At 67.6% G+C, this 16,795-nt stretch carries 16 protein-coding genes; 4 read left to right on the forward strand and 12 right to left on the reverse strand.

Annotated features, from left to right (window positions below; genetic code table 11):
- The first annotated feature begins 58 nt into the window (after positions 1-58).
- Together SBP01_RS11915 and SBP01_RS11920 are read left to right on the forward strand one after the other, a co-directional pair.
- The gene (locus SBP01_RS11915; protein WP_320535919.1) at positions 59-937 is read left to right on the forward strand and encodes a serine hydrolase; all 879 of its coding nucleotides are present in this window, start codon (positions 59-61) and stop codon (positions 935-937) included.
- An 86-nt stretch (positions 938-1,023) separates the two neighbouring features.
- The gene (locus SBP01_RS11920) at positions 1,024-1,671 is read left to right on the forward strand and encodes a phosphoribosyltransferase (RefSeq protein WP_320535920.1); all 648 of its coding nucleotides are present in this window, start codon (positions 1,024-1,026) and stop codon (positions 1,669-1,671) included.
- Here the strand turns inward: SBP01_RS11920 and SBP01_RS11925 are convergent.
- The 4 genes from SBP01_RS11925 to SBP01_RS11940 form a co-directional block, all read right to left on the reverse strand.
- Complete coding sequence (locus SBP01_RS11925; RefSeq protein ID WP_320535921.1) at positions 1,668-2,903, reverse strand: MFS transporter; 1,236 nt, start codon at positions 2,901-2,903, stop codon at positions 1,668-1,670. The genes SBP01_RS11920 and SBP01_RS11925 overlap by 4 nt on opposite strands.
- 229 nt (positions 2,904-3,132) lie before the next feature.
- Complete coding sequence (locus SBP01_RS11930; RefSeq protein WP_320535922.1) at positions 3,133-6,276, reverse strand: SMC family ATPase; 3,144 nt, start codon at positions 6,274-6,276, stop codon at positions 3,133-3,135.
- On the reverse strand, positions 6,273-7,451 hold the full coding sequence (locus SBP01_RS11935) for an exonuclease SbcCD subunit D (RefSeq protein WP_320535923.1): 1,179 nt from the start codon (positions 7,449-7,451) through the stop codon (positions 6,273-6,275). The genes SBP01_RS11930 and SBP01_RS11935 overlap by 4 nt, the downstream gene beginning before the upstream one ends.
- 92 nt (positions 7,452-7,543) lie before the next feature.
- Positions 7,544-8,494, reverse strand: coding sequence for an MIP/aquaporin family protein (locus SBP01_RS11940; protein ID WP_320535924.1), 951 nt, complete (start codon positions 8,492-8,494; stop codon positions 7,544-7,546).
- Positions 8,495-8,674: 180 nt separating this feature from the next.
- Here SBP01_RS11940 and SBP01_RS11945 point away from each other — a divergent pair, with 180 nt between their 5' ends.
- Positions 8,675-9,754, forward strand: a complete 1,080-nt coding sequence (locus SBP01_RS11945; protein WP_320535925.1) for an ADP-ribosylglycohydrolase family protein — start codon at positions 8,675-8,677, stop codon at positions 9,752-9,754.
- Here SBP01_RS11945 and SBP01_RS11950 read toward each other — a convergent pair.
- Positions 9,741-10,259, reverse strand: coding sequence for a DUF4395 domain-containing protein (locus SBP01_RS11950; RefSeq protein WP_275214401.1), 519 nt, complete (start codon positions 10,257-10,259; stop codon positions 9,741-9,743). The two genes, SBP01_RS11945 and SBP01_RS11950, sit on opposite strands and share 14 nt — an antisense overlap.
- Positions 10,260-10,343: 84 nt before the next feature.
- The gene (locus tag SBP01_RS11955; RefSeq protein WP_320535926.1) at positions 10,344-11,354 is read right to left on the reverse strand and encodes an exonuclease domain-containing protein; all 1,011 of its coding nucleotides are present in this window, start codon (positions 11,352-11,354) and stop codon (positions 10,344-10,346) included.
- A gap of 126 nt (positions 11,355-11,480) precedes the next feature.
- Between SBP01_RS11955 and SBP01_RS11960 the strand changes: the two genes are divergently transcribed.
- Positions 11,481-12,251 carry a VTT domain-containing protein gene (locus SBP01_RS11960; protein WP_320538336.1) on the forward strand — a complete coding sequence of 257 codons (771 nt, stop codon included), beginning with the start codon at positions 11,481-11,483 and terminating at the stop codon, positions 12,249-12,251.
- 97 nt (positions 12,252-12,348) lie between these two features.
- On the opposite strand, the gene rdgB is transcribed toward SBP01_RS11960, so the two are convergent.
- The 6 genes from rdgB to clpS all read right to left on the reverse strand — a co-directional run bounded on the left by rdgB (position 12,349) and on the right by clpS (position 16,757).
- On the reverse strand, positions 12,349-12,981 hold the full coding sequence (gene rdgB / locus SBP01_RS11965) for an RdgB/HAM1 family non-canonical purine NTP pyrophosphatase (RefSeq protein WP_320538337.1): 633 nt from the start codon (positions 12,979-12,981) through the stop codon (positions 12,349-12,351).
- Positions 12,982-13,046: 65 nt separating this feature from the next.
- Complete coding sequence (rph, locus tag SBP01_RS11970) at positions 13,047-13,805, reverse strand: ribonuclease PH (protein WP_275214399.1); 759 nt, start codon at positions 13,803-13,805, stop codon at positions 13,047-13,049.
- Between the two features lie 58 nt (positions 13,806-13,863).
- A complete protein-coding gene (locus tag SBP01_RS11975) occupies positions 13,864-14,661 on the reverse strand; it encodes an MBL fold metallo-hydrolase (RefSeq protein ID WP_275214398.1) in 798 nt (265 codons plus the stop codon).
- Entirely contained in the window at positions 14,658-15,686 is a 1,029-nt protein-coding gene (murI, locus tag SBP01_RS11980; protein WP_414004221.1) for a glutamate racemase, read from the reverse strand. Before murI ends, SBP01_RS11975 begins: the two co-directional genes overlap by 4 nt.
- A gap of 119 nt (positions 15,687-15,805) precedes the next feature.
- Positions 15,806-16,372 (reverse strand): DUF2017 domain-containing protein, encoded by a 567-nt coding sequence (locus SBP01_RS11985; RefSeq protein WP_275214396.1) that lies wholly within the window; start codon positions 16,370-16,372, stop codon positions 15,806-15,808.
- Positions 16,365-16,757, reverse strand: a complete 393-nt coding sequence (gene clpS, locus SBP01_RS11990) for an ATP-dependent Clp protease adapter ClpS (protein ID WP_275214395.1) — start codon at positions 16,755-16,757, stop codon at positions 16,365-16,367. The genes SBP01_RS11985 and clpS overlap by 8 nt, the downstream gene beginning before the upstream one ends.
- Positions 16,758-16,795 lie beyond the last annotated feature (38 nt).

Here is a 16,795-nt window from a genome sequence, read left to right on the forward strand (position 1 = left end):
TGACCGCCTGACGGGTGTTACTTAGCTCCCGCATAGGTTGCCCTGTTTGGATCGGCACATGCACGATCCACACAAGCTGCGCCCCCGCGGCGCCCCGGCTGCCAGGCGCCGCTCCCTGCTCCTGGCCGTCGCCGCGTTCCTCGCCGTTGCCCTGATCGCCGGCGTCTACACCCTGGCACATGCGGTGCCGTCGCCGGGCCGGGCAATGCGGGCTTCGGTCGGAGCTGATGCCGGGGCAGGTGCCGGCGTCATTGACGCCAGCCTCGGCAGCGCCATCGAAACCATCATCGCCGCTAACAGGCAGTACCAGGTTGGGGTGGCGCTGATGGATACCGCTGGCGGCCAGCTGCATCAGTACGGCGTGGAGGAACCGTTCGAGGCAGCGAGTACGGCCAAGGTCCTGACCGCTGCGGCGTACTACCGTCTGGTCGAGGATGGCTCGGCCTCGCCTGACGATGAACTGGGCGCCTACACCTCGGGATTCCAGCTCCGGTCCATGATCCAGGACAGCAATAATGATTCCTGGAGCCTGCTCATGCAGGCCGTGGGGCTGGCCGGGCTTTCAGCCTATGCGGCCTCCCTCGATATCGCGTACGACCCTGAAGTAAACACGCTCTCCACCGCGGACATGGCCCACCTTCTGGCGGAACTCTCCGAAGGCCGGCTCCTCAACGCCGAACACATGGAACAGCTGTTGTCCTACATGCAGGACACCAACGATGAGGACCTCATTCCGGCAGCCGTCCCGTCCGGTGTGACCGTGTTCCATAAGTACGGGCTCCTCGACGGCGAACTTCACGATGCCGCCATCCTCTCAACATCCGCAGCGAGCTTCGTGCTGGTGATTTACACCAAAGGCGGGGGCTTGGATGACGTTCCCCAACGGACGGCACTGATCCACGACATCACCACGGCCGTGACCGCCGCCCTCTTCTGAGTCCGGACCAACGCGGGACAGCCGTTCCCGCCGCGGCCGCAGAAGGTACGCTGGAAGCGGGGGCTAAAACAGCCGAAGAGGGGCCAATGAACACGCGTTTTGAAGACCGCACCGATGCCGGTGAGCGGCTGGCGTCGGTGCTGACGCAATTCCGCGAACGCCCCGATGCCATAGTGCTGGGACTCGCCCGTGGCGGCATTCCGGTGGCGGCCGCAGCCGCCAAGGCCCTGTATCTTCCCCTGGGTGCCGTCCTGGTCAGGAAGCTCGGGATTCCGGGCCACGATGAAACTGCGTTCGGTGCCCTGGCGTGGTCCGGGGGGCGCATCGTGCGGCTGCTCAACCGTCACCTGATTGACCAGGTCCTTGAGCACGGCGTCCGCCAGGAGTGGCTGGATGAGGTGGAGGCCCGTGAGCGTGCCGAGCTCCTCCGCCGGGCGGAAACATATCCGGCGATCAGCCACGATCTCACCGGCAAGACAGTCCTCCTGGTCGACGACGGGCTGGCCACCGGGGCCACGATGCGCGCGGCCGTGGAAGCGGTCCGGTCCTCCGGCGCAGGAACTGTAGTGGCCGCAGCCCCCGTCGGATCAGTGGAGGCCTACACCGCCGTGTCCCAGGTTTGCGATGCGGTTTTTTGCCTGCACCTGCCGGGTAAATTCCGCGCCGTGGGAAGCTTCTACCGGCATTTTGAGCAATTGACCGATGAGGATGCCATCAGTTTCCTGCGTACCTAGTCCCGCGCCTCTCGGGGCCGATGGCTCCGCAGCAGGGCGGCAGTTGCCACGCCGAGCACCAAAAGGCAGGCCGCGGCAACAACCGGCACCACAAATGCAGCGGTATAGCCCTGCGTCTGGGCGAGCTGTCCGGCGAGGAACGCTCCCAGCGCCGTGCCCGCCACGATCCCGCTGGCCAGCGCGGTCATTACCGTTCCGAGTCGCTCAGCCGGGCCAACCATGCCGCCGATGGTGAACACGGAAACCATGACGGGCCCCACCGGCAGGCCAAGGACCAGCAGCACCGCCACCATGCCGCCCAGCGAGTCCGGCACCACCAGCAACAGCGCGAGGCCCGCCATCAGTGCTGCGCTGACCACCCAGCGGGCTACGGGTTTGAAGCTCCGGGGCCAGTAGGCAACCGACAGGGCAGCAGCGGCCGAGCTCAACCCCATGACGGCATAGAGCAGCCCGGCAAGCTCGGACGTGGCGAAACTGGCGGAAAAAGAACTGAGGGCCGTCTGGGTGGACCCGAAAAAGGTGCCCATGGCCACCATGGCCAGGACGGGCAGGGCCACGGCAGCCGGAATCCTCGCTGCGCGGGCGCCGCCGCCCCGTTTCAACGGCACCGCCTTCTGGGTGGGGTGCACGGCAAACGCGGGAACCAGGGTAAGGGTCATCACCACGGCCAGGGCGAGGGGCAGCCATGGGGCAACCAGGCTGGCGAGGATGCCCACCAGCGCCGGGCCGAGGACAAACGTCAGCTCATCGGCCGTGCCCTCGTAGGACAACGCAGTGTCCAGGTCGCGGCCATTGTCTTTGCCGTTGTTGCGGGAGGTTAGCGCAATCCAGCGGACGCGGGCCAGCGGGCCGACCTGCGGACACGTTGCCCCCGCGAGGAAGGCCGCCACAACCTGCGCGGCGGGAAGGGCCCCTTCGGCCGCCAGCCAGGCCGCACCGAGCAGGCCCAGGACGGCCAAGGCGTTGAGCACTGCGGCCACCAGGAGGACCGGCCGCTGCCCGTGACGGTCTGCCAGGGCACCGAAAGCCGGAGCGCCCAGGGCAGCGCCGATCCCCACGGCACCGGCTGCCAGGCCACCGGCAGCATAGGAGCCGCTGGCGGAGGTGACCAGGGTGAGCGTGCCCACTGTGAGCATGGCGAGAGGCAGCCGGGCAAACAGGCCGAGCGGGATGAAACTGCGGCCGGCGAGGTGCGGCAGCCTGGCGAAGCGGCCGGCGGGCGGTGCGGCCAAACCGGCGGCGGGAGCCAGGGCAGCAGGGGCGGCCGGAACGGTAGGGGCCGGATTAGTGGCGCTACCGCAGGCCGCCGGAGAACTCGATGCAGTTGGCGACGCGGGTGCTTCCGCTGAAGCTGACAGGGAAGACAGAGGTGTTGGGTTCAAGATTCCGGGCTCGTTCAGTCATGCGCATCGTCCCTCCTCCCGATGCACGCAACCCGGTAACCATCCGATTATATCCGGATCACACCAGCACTTCGGCGGCATCGGAGATCCGGAGCGTGGAGCCGTTCCTTCCCTTCAGGACCTGGAGCTGCGTCCCGATGCGCTGCTTCATCTCCCCCACATGGCTGACGAGGCCCACCACGCGTCCGCCGTCGCGAAGGCCTTCCAGCGCATCCATGACCTGTTCCAGCGACTGCTCATCCAGGCTTCCGAAGCCTTCATCGACAAAGAGCGTGTCGATCTGAATGCCGCCGGATTCCTGCTGGACGACATCCGCCAGACCCAGGGCGAGGGAAAGTGAGGCCATGAAGGATTCACCGCCGGAGAGTGTGGCAGTGTCGCGGCGGTGCCCGGTCCACTGGTCAACCACTTCCAGACCCAGCCCCGACTTTGCGCCGCGGGCGGCCCTGGCATCGGAATGCTGGAGCAGGTAACGGCCGTCGCTCATGGCCACGAGGCGTTCCGAGGCCGCCAGCGCCACCTGTTCCAGCCTTGCCGCAAGGACGTAACTGTTGAGGCTCATACGGTAGGTGTTCTCGCCTCGGCCGGCGGCGGTCTCGGCGAGCGCCGTAAGCAGCCGGGCCTGTTCCCTCGGCTCCCGTGCCGAGTCTGCGAGCTGCCGGTACTCGCTGCCGATCGTGGCCAGCGACTCGACGCAGCGTGCTGCCATCGCGGCGGCAAGGTCGGCGTCGCGGGCTGCCTGGCTGGCCTGGGCAGCCGCGGCCTTGAACCCGGCCAGCAGTTCATCGTTGACTGCCGGGCCGGCAGCCGCTTCCTGCACGGCCAGCACCAGCTCCTCGGACGCGAACAGTTCGGCAATCCGTGCCTGTTCGTCGTAGCCCGCCCGGACCTCGGCCTGCAACGCCGCTGCCTCAGCGGCTGCCAGCAATTGCGCCCTGGCTTCTTCGGCTGTGCCGAAACCGGCATCGGGCAATGCCCGTTCCAGTTCGAGGTGAGCTTCCTCGGCGCGGGCTTTTGCCTTCTCCAGCTGGTTCCGCGCCTCCTCGGCTTTCTCAAGCGTGGCTGCCGCCTCCTGCAGTGACCGCAGCCGGCGCGCCAGGCTGGGATGGCTGCCCCGGAGGCCGGAGAGGGCCTGGTCCAGGGACGCCAGATTCTCCGCCACCTCCACCGCCGCAGTGGTCGCCTGGGCAAGTTCGGCCGCAGCGGCGTGCCTGGCGTCCTCCGCCGCGGCAATGCGGGCGTCCACCGCCTCCATCCGCTGCCGGAGCTCTGTCACTTGATTCACGGCATGCCGGGACTGGTCAGCGGCCTGCCGGGCCGCCGCCACAGCCGCAGCGGCCTCGCTCTCGGGGGTGTCCCCGCCCTGGCCGGCCAGCACGGCCACCAGCTGGTTTGCGTCGCCCAGCGCCGTCCGGTCCGCTGCCAGCTTAGCCTCAGCCTCCTCGTTCGTGTGCTGCGCGGCCTCTTCAGCCTGGCTGAGCCCCAGTGCCGAGGCTGCTGCTTTTGCGGGTGCCGGATGCTCCTCGCTGCCGCAGACAGGGCAGGGCTGACCTTCCGCCAGCTGGGCCGCGAGTTCGGCGGCAGCGTTCGCAAGCCTTTCCTCACGGAGGTCCAGCCAGCGGGCCTTCGTTTCCAGTTGGAACTCCCGGGATGCCGAGTGGCGCTGAGCGGCAAGAGCCTGCGCCTTGACGGCCGCTTGATGCCTCCCGACGATGTCCAGCAGCTCTTCGGCAGCCGCTGCTTCCTTCGCGTGCAGCACTGCGGCGGAGGCCAAAACTTCCAAGGGCTGCAGTCCGGCCGCCAGCTCGGACTGCTCTGCGCGCAGGTTTCCAAGGAGCTCGCCCAGCTCAGCGTCGGTACGGCTGAGCTGCTGCTGCTGCGTGTCCAGGGACGTTCGCCTGGCGGCCAGCGAATGGAGGCGTTCCTCGTCGGGCAAACGCGCCTCAACCACTGCCAACAGTGACCGGATCCGGTTGAGCTCGCCCGCCACGTCGAGGGCCGCAGCGCCGTCCGCAACACCGTCCGCATCCATGGCACTGAGGTCGAGCTGACCCAGTTCAGGGTCCTCGTCCGCGGCCAGCCGCAGGAGCGTGATGGCAGCTTCCAGAGCCCCCGCGGCATGCCGGACCTGGGTTTCACGGGACCTGACAGCCTGCAGCTGCCCGGTGAGCACCTCGGCACCGCGATGCCGCTCGAGCCTCGCGGCCTTCATTTCGAGGCCGGGCAGCTCCCCCTCGACAGCGGCCTTCCTTTCCCTGGCTGCGGCGAGCCGGCGCTGGCGATCGTGCCGGGCTGTCTCCGTTTCGAGCCGGGCTGCCGCGAGTTCACTTGCTGCTGCCGCTGCCTCGGCGGCTGCAGTTAGCCCTGCGGCGCGACGGGCAACCGCCGCTTGGAGCCAGCCGATCCGGGCGCCGGGCTCCTCCGGAGCGGTCTCCTCCGGAGCGGGCTCTTCCGGAGCGGTCTCTCCGCCCCGCGGCTCCGGGGCTACGTGGGCGGCCGCCGCAGTTTCGGTGACCGAACCACCGGCCAGTGACGAAGCTTCGCTCTCCGCCCGGGATGCGAGCAACTCAAGGTCCCCGTTGAGCTTCGCGACATCGTTCCGCGCGGCCAGCGCCCGGGCACTCAGTTCCTGCTCCAGCGCTTCGAACCGCTGGGTCCCAAAAAGCTTTTGCAGCAGTTCAAGGCGATCACTCGCCTTGGACCTGAGGAAGGCGGCGAAGTCGCCTTGGGGCAGCATGACCACCCTGGTGAACTGCTCCCGGTCCATGCCCAACAGTGCCGTGATCTCGGCACCGGCTTCGTCATTACGCCCGGACCTGTCCGTCCACGCCCCGCCGATCCGTTCCCGCAACAATGTTTTGGCCTGCTGGGTAGTGAAGCCGTTCTTGCCGCGGGTGCTCGGTTTGTCCCATGCAGGTGACCTGGTCACTTCAAAAAGCCGCCCCTGCGCGGAAAACTCGCACGTGACCGCGGGCTCCAGTGAAGGCTCGGCATGGTCACTGCGGAGCCTTTTAGCGTCCTGGCGGGCGCCCGGAACTGATCCGTACAGCGCAAAGCAGACCGCGTCCAGGACGCTGGTCTTGCCGGCCCCGGTGGGTCCGTTGAGCAGGAACAGGCCGTGGGCGCTGAGCCTGTCAAAATCGATTTCCTCGGTGCCGGCAAACGGGCCGAACGCGGCGATGGAAAGGCGGTGAATCCTCACAGCGATGCCTCCCGGAGCCGCACATTGTCCAGCGCCGCCGTGAGCGCCAACTGCTCGGCCTCATCGGCGTCACGGCCGCGGACGTGGTCCAGGAAGCCGCAGCAGACGGCGAGGTCGTCCCGGGCCTCGGCAAGCCGGGTGCTGTAGTTTGCCGACGCCCTGGCGGTGCCGCCCTGCGGATCAAAACCCAGGACCAGGGTGTCCGGAAAGCGTGCCCGCAACCGCTCCATGGCCTGCCCGGGACGCTGCGCGTCGGTCAGCGTAATCTGGCAGTAAGCGTCCTCGGCCCAGGTGTGATCCCCGGACTCAAGAAGTTCGGCGATGCCGCCGCGCAGGACAGCCAGCTTCCGCGGGGCCTCCCACGACAGTTCCGCGATGCCGGTGACGCCCTCCGGGCCGACGTCGATAATCCAGCTTCCCTTGACATGGTTGGCCTCGGAGAACGAATAGGCCAGGGGCGAACCCGAATACCTGACTGTTGGGGACAAGGTCTGGCGTCCGTGCAGGTGGCCCAAAGCCGTGTAACTGAAGTCATCGAACAGATCCAGCGGGACCGCGCCCACTCCCCCGATGCTGAGGTCCCGCTCGCTGTCCGAGCTGATACCGCCGCTGGCGAACGTATGGGCGAGGACCACCGAGTGGACCGGTCCCTGTGCGCTGCGCCGGGCGAGGTCCGCCCGGATTCGGTCCGTAGCGGCGCGCGTGACAGCAAAATGGCTGGCCGGCTCGGCACCGAGCTGATCCGCAACGAGCCGCGGCTCCAGCCACGGAATGCCGTAAAAGGCCAGAACGGCGCCCTGAGCCTCACCGTCCGGTTCCAAAGGCAGGATCAGGGGCTGGTCCAGGTCAGCCAGCCTGGTCCGCAGATGCACGCCGCCGCGTTCAAGCAGGCGGGAGGCGAAACCCAGCCGGATGGCGGAGTCGTGGTTGCCGCTGGTCAGGACCACAGTGGCGCCGGCCCCGCTCAGCCGGACCAGGGCGTCATCCAGCAGGCCCACAACGTCCACGCCGGGCAGTGCGCGGTCATAGACATCACCGGCGATCAGGACAACGTCAATCCCCTGCGCCGAGACAGCTGTGACGAGCTGATCGACGAATGCCCGCTGGGCGTCCAGCATTCCGACGCCGTGGAAGGACCGGCCCAAATGCCAGTCCGATGTGTGCAATAACCGCATATTCCTACGCTATCGGCTGCCACCGACAGTTTTGGCAACCGCCGCAGCAGACTGTCTCTGAGGGCTCCGCTGACGGGTCCGCGCCAGAGCTCCTAGCCGCGCTTTCCGTCGAAGAATTCCTGGGCCTCGTCCCGGCGGGCCCGGCTCTGCGCGGGGGCGGCAACAGGACCCTCGGCGTCGGAGAATTCAAGGTCGCGGGCCTCGGCGTCGGAAGCGTCAGCATCGTCAGGACCGGCAGCATCAAGGGCGTCGCTGTCGGCCACCGCAGCGGCCGGAGCATCCCCTGCGGCGAAACCGCGGAAAACCAGGCCGGCGATCCCGGCACCCACAAGCGGCGCAACCCAGAACAGCCACAGCTGCTCAAGGGACCAGCTGGAGCTGAACACTGCGGAGGCGGTGGCCCGGGCCGGATTGAAGGGGGCGTTGCCCACGGACAGGCCAAGCTGCAGCAACACCGCAAAGGCCAGGCCCACGGCAACGGCTGCGGCCGGTTTGTTGAGGTTATTGCGGGCCGTCGTGCCCAGGAACACGGCCACCAGGATGGCCGCTCCGAGTACTTCGAGCAGGAGGACGGCGGCCATGGGCGCCTGGATGATCGAGTGCTCACCAAAGCCGGCAGTCACGGTGTCGAACGCGGTCCTGCTGTCCTGGATGCCCGGCAAGGTACGAAGGATGCCAAACAGCGCCAGGGCGCCCAGCATCGCCCCCACCAGCTGGGCAGCGATGTACGCTGCCGCGTCGACGGGGCGGATCCGCCCCGCGACGGCGTGACCCACCGTCACGGCCGGGTTGAAATGGCCGCCTGAGACGTACCCAAAGGCGAGCATGGCCGCCGTCACGGCGAGGCCGGCTGCGAGCGCTGCGGGCAGCGGGCTGGACTGCGGAATGGAGAACAGCGGCACGCCCAGGCCGGCCACCACGATGAAGAGGCTGCCGAAAGCTTCCGCGGACAGCCTGGCCACCAGCCCGGGCCGGGCATCGGCACTGTTGCCTGCTGCCGGCCCGGAGGCGGAATCATGGTGGACGGGAACAGGCGTGGTCATGGCGTGGAGTCCTAATCGTTGGGGGCGTCGGTTCGCGGCGAAGTCTCGCTGCCGCGGGGAGTTACCGCCTCGGCCTCTGTATTGTGCCAAGGATTTCTGGGCATTGGCTGAGTCTGAGCTTAGTGGATGGACCGCCGGCGCCGGGGGCGTTCAGCTGACAGGGCACGGTAAATTGCTTCCATGAGCATTGATCCGGGCGCCGGCGCGCCCTCGCTGAAGTCCCGCATCCACGGCTGCCTGCTGGGCGGTGCACTGGGAGACTCGCTGGGTTACGCCGTGGAGTTTGACTCCATCGAAGCGATCCGCGGCCGCTTCGGCCCCGCCGGCGTGACGGATCTTGCCATGCTCCGCGGCGGAAGCCATTTTTCGGATGACACCCAAATGACGCTGTACACGGTGGACGGCCTGGTGGAAGCACTGGAGTGGGCCAACGACGGCGTGGGGGCCGATGTCAACGCCTGCCTGTGGCTGGCGTACCTGCGGTGGCTGGATACCCAGGACGTGCCGGTGCCCTCGTCCGCGCCGATGCAGCCGAAGCGCTGGATCGACGGCAACGAGGTCCTCCGGCACCGCCGTGCGCCCGGCAACGCCTGCATCAGCGGGCTGTCCGGCGGCGAGATGGGAACGGTGTGCCGGCCTGTGAACCCGGACTCGAAGGGCTGCGGTACCGTGATGCGCTCAGCGCCCTTCGGCCTGATTCCGCACATAACGCCCGACGCCGTCTATAAGCTGAGTGCCGATGCCGCCTCCCTGACCCACGGCCATCCGTCCGCGCGGCAGAGTGCCGGGAGTTTCAGCCTCCTCATCCACCGCCTCGTGTCCGGGGAGAGCCTGCAGGGTGCCGCGGCAGCGGTGCTGGCGGAGGCCCGCGGCGTGAAGGATGTGGCCGCCGAACTTCCGGAGCGCCTCGAAGCGGCCATCCGGTGGGCGGAATCCGGGGTGCTCACGCCCGAGGAACTGGTGCGGGAACTGGGCGAGGGCTGGGTCGCGGAGGAAGCGTTCGCCGTCGGGCTTTATGCGGTCCTGGCCACCGCGCCCGCCGGAAGCTCCGCGGCACAGCCCGCGGACCATTTCCGGGCGGCCATCTCACTGGCAGTGAACCACAGCGGGGACAGCGATTCCACCGGTTCCATTGCCGGCAACATCCTCGGCGCCTATTACGGTGAGGCGGCCCTGCCCGGGGAATGGCTCGAAGCGCTTGAGGCACCTGAGGTCATCCGCGGCATGGCCGATCTGCTGGTGGGGGTCACGACCGCCTGAGCGCCAGGTTATTGCAGGCCTCGCAAACATCTTCCGGGATCAGGCCGCGGCGCTGCAGGAAGCCGAAGATCACACAGCCCAGGCAAAAGCCGGCGAAAGCCTCAAGGGAGGCAGCCGCGATCAGCACCGCCAGCACAATCCAGGCGGCGGGGGCGGCGCCGGCGGCGAACAGGATCAGCGCCGCAGTGGACACCGCAGTGCCGATGCCCTGCGCAAAACGCTTGGGTGGCCCGGGCACCAGGCGGGCCCGGCCCAGCCGCGGCGCGAGGACCTTCACGGACAGCAGGGCCAGCGGCGAAAAACGCGGGCCGAAGAGCACCCTCAGCCAGAACCCGGCAGCGACCAGGACGAGCCCCCAGCCGGAACCCGTCAGCAACGTGACACCGGCGAGGAACACCACCAGGCCTGCGGTAGTCCGGGCCGCGTACTCATTGACGGGATTGGGGAAGGCAAACACGGCGGACCAGTTGATACCGCGTCGTGAACCGCTCATCAGTTTGCTCATCCTGCAAGGCTAGAATCCGGCAGGACGGCTGGAAAGATTTGTTGCGCCGCATGAACAGGGCGGGTGTCTTGAGACGGCGCGCCTTTAGACGGCCGCAGCGCCGGCGTAGCCGCCCACCATCTGCAGGAACTCCCCTTCCGAGAGCACCTCGATGGGCTGGCCCCGGTCATGCAGCTCCAGGACCCGCCGCGCCTTGCCCGTGAGCCGACCGGACCTCAGGTCCGAGGCCACAAACCCGTCGCCCACCACCAGCACGGTTGTGCGTGCGGTCACGCGGCTTTCCGGCCGGGCACCCAGCTCGGCCGAACGCACTTTGGCTTCCGGCCGGGCCATGGCCAGCTGGCCCGTGAAGACCACCGTCTGGCCATACAGCGGGTGGGACGGCTCGGCGGCGGCGTTGGGGAGGGGGTTGGCTCCCTCTTCCGGCCAGCCCGCCATAAAGGGACGCACAGCCGCACCAGCGCCGCCCGCGGCGGCCGAGAGGGCGGCGAGGCTGGCTTTGGACAGGAGGTCCCTGGCCGGGTCGAAGGCGTCCTGGCGCGGCACTTCCAAGCCCAGTGAGAGGTACAGTTCGGCAATGCTGTTGGCGTTGTTCCGGGCAGCGATGTCGATCAGGATGCCGGCGCACGCACGGGCATCCTCGGCGGCATCGTGGTGGTTGACCAGCGGCACGCCGGCTTCCTCGGCCGCGAACGGCAGGGAATTGGACACCAGGGAATAACAGCGCCGGGACAGCATCACCGTGCACACATAGTCGTAGGCGGGTCCGGGCAGGCCCGAGACTTCGAGCCCGGACCGGATCACGCCAAGGTCGAAGGCGGCGTTGTGGGCCGCCAGAACATCGCCGCCAATGAAGGCGCCAATCTCGGGGAACAATTCGCCGAAGCGGGGCAGCCCGGCAACGTCCTCGGAGCGGATGCCGTGGATGCGGACATTGTGGTATTCAAAGTGGTCGTGGTTGGCCGGTGGCCGCATCAGCCAGGACGCCTCGTCCACAACACGGCCGCCACGTACCTTCGTCAGCCCCACCGCGCACGGCGAACCCCGGAAGCCGTTCGCAGTTTCGAAGTCGATCGCCGTAAAGTCCAGTCCCACGGCCCACACTTTACCGCCGGACCGGGCCGTTCCCGTGTCACCGGGCGGCCCTGTCGCGGATATCACGTGGCTGCCGGGAGCGCCGTCACCCCTGTCAAGTACCCTAGGGAGGTGAACTTTCATGCAATCACCGACCTTGCCGTGCCCATGCTGGGCGGCGCAGGACCCATCCAGCCGCAGCTGGCTTCATTCCTGCCCGACTGGCTGAACCCCGACGTCTTCCTGCGGGACTCCCCGCTCGGACCGTGGGTCGTCCTGGTGGTCTGCGCCATAGTCTTCTCCGAAACCGGCCTGCTGGTGGGCTTCTTTCTGCCCGGCGACTCCATGCTGTTCACCGCCGGCCTGCTCGTGGCCACCGGCGCCATCAACTTCAACCTGTGGGCCATGTGCGGGCTGATTATCGTTGCGGCCATCCTGGGCAACCAGACGGGTTACCTCATCGGGTCCAAGGCCGGGCCCGCGATCTTCAACAAGCCCGACTCCAGGCTGTTCAAACGCGAGAACGTGGAGAGCGCCCATGCGTTCTTCGAAAAGCACGGCGGCAAAGCGCTGATCCTGGCCCGCTTCGTCCCCATCATCCGGACCTTCGTTCCTGTCATCGTGGGCGTGGCCCAGATGGATAAGCGCAAGTTCTTCCTCTACAACGTCATCGGGGCGGTGCTGTGGGGCGGTGGCGTCACGCTGCTGGGCGCGTGGCTGGGCCAGTTCAGCTGGGTCGGCAACAACATCGACATCATCTTCATTGCCATCGTGCTCGTCTCCGTGATCCCGATCGGCATCGAGGTTCTCCGGGGCATGTCGGCGAAGCGCCAGGCAGCCCACTTCGGCACGGACGCCGTGGACGAATTCATCGAGGAGCACGAACCCCAGGAGGAGCGCAAGACCAACCTGGACTAGGCCCGGGCACAATCTGCGTACAAGCTCCGCGGGATAACGAAGGGAGCCACACTTGTGTGGCTCCCTTCGTCGTCCCGCGCGGGGAGCGGCCGGCCCGCTACTGCCGCGCCAGGGCCTCAACGATAGCCGGCAGGAGCGCCCGGAAGGCCTTGCCCCGGTGGCTGATGGCGTTTTTCTCTTCCGGCAGGAGCTCGGCGCAGCTGCGGTCCTCGCCAACGGGCTGCAGCACGGGGTCGTAACCGAAGCCGCCCTCGCCCCGTGGTTCGCGCAGCAGGAAACCCTCCAGCTGGCCGTACTCCACCACTTCCTGGCCGGCGCCGTCCGGGGACGGAACAGCCAGCGCGGCTGCGCAGACGAACGCCGCACCGCGGTGCGTGTCCGGCACGTCCGAAAGCTGGTCCAACAGGAGCCGAAGGTTGGCCGCATCGTCGCCGTGCCGCCCGGCCCACCGTGCCGAAAAAATTCCCGGTGCCCCGCCCAGGACATCCACGGCCAGGCCGGAATCGTCGGCAATGGCCACCAGCCCGGTGGCCGCCGCTACGGCCCTGGCCTTCAGGAGGGAATTTTCGGCGAACGTCACGCCGGTTTCGGCGACGTCCGGGGCACCGGCAGCGGCGGCGTCCACCACCTGGGTGTCGACGTCGAGCCCTGGCACCTGCCCGCGCAGGAGCTCGCGGAGCTCCCGGAGTTTGCCCTTGTTGTGGGTAGCAAGCACCAGCCGCGGCACCATGCCTTCGGGCACCGATCCGTCAGGCCCTGTCTGCTCCGGAAGGGAGCCGCCGGGGGCCGCCACGCTCACAGGGAGTCCGCGAGGGTTTCGCGCTGGATCGCCGCCAGTTGGGTGGTGCCCAGCAGGGCGAGGTCCAGCAGCTGGTTGAGTTCGTCGCGGTCGAAAGGCGCTCCCTCGGCGGTGCCCTGGACCTCGACGAACTTCCCGGACCCGGTGACCACCACGTTCATGTCCGTTTCGGCGCGGACGTCCTCAACGTAGGGCAGGTCCAGCATGGGCACGCCATCGATGATGCCCACGGAGACGGCCGCGATGGTGTCCACGAGGGGCTGGGCGTTTTTGGCGATGAGCTTGTTGTCGCGGGCGAAGCGGATGGCGTCGGCCAGGGCCACGTAGGCGCCGGTGATGGCCGCGGTTCGGGTTCCGCCGTCGGCCTGGAGAACGTCACAGTCCAGCACGATGGTGTTTTCGCCCAGGGCCTTGGTGTCGATGATGGACCGCAGCGACCGGCCGATGAGGCGGGAGATTTCGTGGGTCCGGCCGCCGATCTTGCCCTTGACCGACTCGCGGTCCGAACGGGTGTTGGTGGCCCTCGGCAGCATCGCGTACTCGGCCGTCACCCAGCCGCGGCCTTCGCCCTTGAGCCAGCGGGGCACGCCTGCCGTCAGCGAAGCCGTGCACAGGACCCGGGTGTTGCCGAACTCGATGAGGGCCGATCCCTCGGCCTGCTTGGACCATCCGCGGGTGATGCTGATGGGGCGGAGCTGGTCGGGGGCGCGGCCATCGGCGCGCACTACGGGCACTGCAGTTGCTTCAGAAGTCATGCCTTTAGCTTATCGACTCGCAGCAGAACCACCGGCCCCCCGGCCACCGCACAGAACCTCAGATCGTGTAGTGCACCCCGGCCACAGCCACTGCCACGTGCTGTCCGAATACTTCCTTCGCTTCGGCCATGACCGTGCTGGGTGAAGTCCACACCGGAATGTGCGTGAGCAGGAGCCTGCGTGCCCCGGCAGCGGCGGCTGCTTCACCCGCGCGTTTGCCGGTCAGGTGAACGTCCTTGATGGCGTCGTCGCGGCCTTCTTCAAAGGCGGCTTCGCACAGGAACAGGTCCGCGTCCTTGGCGGCCTCCTCCAGGCCGGTGCAGGAGTCGGTGTCCCCCGAATACGTCAGGACGCGGCTGACCAGGTTGCCTTCCTTATCCGGTTCGGTGACGTCCACGCGGAGCGCATAGGCCTCCTCCACCGGATGGTTGACTCCGAACGGCGTTACCGTGAAGGGACCCACCGTGACGGGCCCGCGTTCAGTCCAGTTGGTGAAGTCGAATTCCTCGTGCATGCCCGGGTCCAGTTCTAGCCCGTAGGCGGTGGCCATCCTGTCCGCCGTGGCAGCGGGACCCCACACGGGGATCCGCCCGCGGCCCCAGCCGCCGGGCTTCCAGCGGACGGCCACGTGCAGTCCGCAAAGGTCCATGCAGTGGTCCGGGTGCAGGTGGGTGAGGAAAATCGCATCGATGTCCTCCAGGTCGGTGTAGCGCTGGATGGCGCCGAGGGCTCCACTGCCCAGATCCATCACGATCTTCCAGGTCCGCTCACCGTCATGGGCGGTCAGGAGGTAGCACGACGCCGGCGAACCGGGGCCGGGAAAGGATCCCGTGCAGCCCACGATGGTCAGTTTCACTGCGCAGGACCTCCGGCCCGCAGCCCGCCGACGAAGTTGGACACCCGCTGCCCCGCGCCGCCGAAGCGGGTACCGGCCTGCTGGGCGGCCTCGATCATCTCCGGGGTGATGCGGGCCAGGCTGCCAGTGGGGTATTGGGCGGCAACATGGTCCACGTGCTTGACGGAGAGGACCTCCGGGCCCAGGAATCTGCGGGCCAGGGTTTCGAACTGGGCTGCGTCGCCGGTGGCGATGAAGTGATGTTCCGGCGGGGCGGCGGTGGTTCGCTGCAGGTTGTGGTTGGCGAGCGCCCGGTACACGTCCTTGGCCGTCTCCTCTGCGCTGGACACCAGGGTCACGGCATCGCCCATCACAAAGGAAATCACGCCGGTCAGGAGCGGGTAGTGCGTGCAGCCGAGGACCACGGTGTCAACGCCGGCGGCCTTCAGCGGCGCGAGGTATTCTTCGGCCACGGCAAGGAGTTCGGGACCGGTGGTGATGCCGGCCTCCACGTAGCTGACAAACGCGGGGCAGGCCACGGAGGTGATGGCAAGGTCCGGCGCAGCGGCGAAGGTGTCCTCGTAGGCTCGGGAACCTACCGTGGCGGAGGTTCCGATCACGCCGACGCGGCCGCTGCGGGTGGCGGCTACCGCCCGCCGCACCGCGGGCTGGATCACTTCGATGACGGGGATGCCGTACTTGGCGGTGTACCGCTCGCGGGCGTCCCTGAGGACGGCGGCCGACGCCGAGTTGCAGGCGATGGTGAGCAGCTTGACGCCGGAGTCCACCAGTTCGTCCATCACACCCAGGGCGTTCGCGCGGACTTCGGCGATGGGCAGCGGCCCGTATGGCCCGTTGGCCGTGTCCCCCACATAGAGGATGGACTCGTTGGGAAGCTGGTCTATGATGGCCCGCGCCACCGTCAGCCCCCCGACGCCCGAATCAAAGATGCCAAGGGGGCGGGATCCCATCAGGCTGGCGCTGTTGCTGGCTGCGGACTCGCGTGCTGCTGCGTCGGACGGATCCATGCTCGAGGGTGTTGTCATGATTATTCGAGGATAGGTCTTCCCTGCGGCCGCAGCCATCACATTGTGGCGGCGCACTCATGTCGAATATGTCACAGTGCAGCCGCGCCGGCCGGATGCGCAGACGGCACCAGTGCAGGTCAGGCGCGCGAATCCAATGACTGGAGCATGGCCTGGACCAGAGACTCCTGGAGCCAGGTTGTGAAGTTGTAGACGAGGGCGAGATAGCTTTCCACGTCTTCCGCCTGCGACCAGTCCTGCATCAGGTGCACGTGCTCCGCGTCTTCCTCGTCCCTGATGTCCAGGCGCTCCGCCAGCACCAGGCGGACATCGTTGAGCGCCATGGACCAGTGCCTGGCGCCGTCTGCGCCAAGCACGATTTCGTCCTTGTCCAGGTCGAGGGCGGCAGCCCGCAGAGCGCCGATCTTCGTTTCCCGCAGCGAGCGCTCGGTGAGTTGGCGGAACTCCAGGGACGCGCCGTCGTCGTCCTTCATGACGTTGGGCAGGAGCCGCTTGACCGCACGGTCCGTGGGTTCCTGGACGTCCATGTCCAGGCCGATCAGGGCCGCCAGCGGATCCTGGCTGGTGTGCTCGGCCGGCTCGAGCATGGAGATGACGTCGTCGATCAGGCTGCGCAGCAGCTCCCGCTCTGCGGGCTCCAGGAATCCGGTGATGCCTTTGAGTCCGTATTTGAATGCCTTAGCCACGTTTCCCCTTGCCCTGCCCGGATCCGCCCGATTTCCCCGGATTTTTGGAGTTTCCGCCGTTGCCGCCGGTGGCCTTCTCTACAGTGGCCCACAGCCCGAAGCCGTGCATTGCCACGGCATGGCGTTCCACCTGCTCCTTGCTGCCATGGGCCACAATGGAGCGGCCTTTCTTGTGGACCTCCATCATGAGCTTGTTGGCCTTGGTCTCGGAGTAGCCGAAGTAACTCTGAAAGACGTAGCTGACGTAGCTCATCAGGTTGACGGGATCATTCCAGATCACCAGGTTCCAGGGGATGTCCGGCGCGGTCAGGGAGTCTGTGGACGACTCTGTACCGGTCCGGGTGCCCTCCCGTGTAACGGGGCCGGGCGCAACGCTTAAGCTCATCTGTCCATTCTATGGGGAGCATGGGCCCACGCCGGCGA

Source organism: Pseudarthrobacter sp. IC2-21 (assembly GCF_034048115.1).
In the GTDB taxonomy this organism is placed as follows: domain Bacteria; phylum Actinomycetota; class Actinomycetes; order Actinomycetales; family Micrococcaceae; genus Arthrobacter; species Arthrobacter naphthalenicus.

Bases quoted from the DNA above. Each gene is read 5' to 3' on its own strand.
- SBP01_RS11915 (WP_320535919.1), top strand. From the start codon at position 59: ATGCACGATCCACACAAGCTGCGCCCCCGCGGCGCCCCGGCTGCCAGG.
- SBP01_RS11920 (WP_320535920.1), top strand. From the start codon at position 1,024: ATGAACACGCGTTTTGAAGACCGCACCGATGCCGGTGAGCGGCTGGCG.
- SBP01_RS11935 (WP_320535923.1), bottom strand. From the start codon at position 7,451: ATGCGGTTATTGCACACATCGGACTGGCATTTGGGCCGGTCCTTCCAC.
- SBP01_RS11940 (WP_320535924.1), bottom strand. From the start codon at position 8,494: ATGACCACGCCTGTTCCCGTCCACCATGATTCCGCCTCCGGGCCGGCA.
- SBP01_RS11945 (WP_320535925.1), top strand. From the start codon at position 8,675: ATGAGCATTGATCCGGGCGCCGGCGCGCCCTCGCTGAAGTCCCGCATC.
- SBP01_RS11950 (WP_275214401.1), bottom strand. From the start codon at position 10,259: ATGAGCAAACTGATGAGCGGTTCACGACGCGGTATCAACTGGTCCGCC.
- rdgB (WP_320538337.1), bottom strand. From the start codon at position 12,981: ATGGTGCCGCGGCTGGTGCTTGCTACCCACAACAAGGGCAAACTCCGG.
- rph (WP_275214399.1), bottom strand. From the start codon at position 13,805: ATGACTTCTGAAGCAACTGCAGTGCCCGTAGTGCGCGCCGATGGCCGC.
- murI (WP_414004221.1), bottom strand. From the start codon at position 15,686: ATGACAACACCCTCGAGCATGGATCCGTCCGACGCAGCAGCACGCGAG.
- clpS (WP_275214395.1), bottom strand. From the start codon at position 16,757: ATGAGCTTAAGCGTTGCGCCCGGCCCCGTTACACGGGAGGGCACCCGG.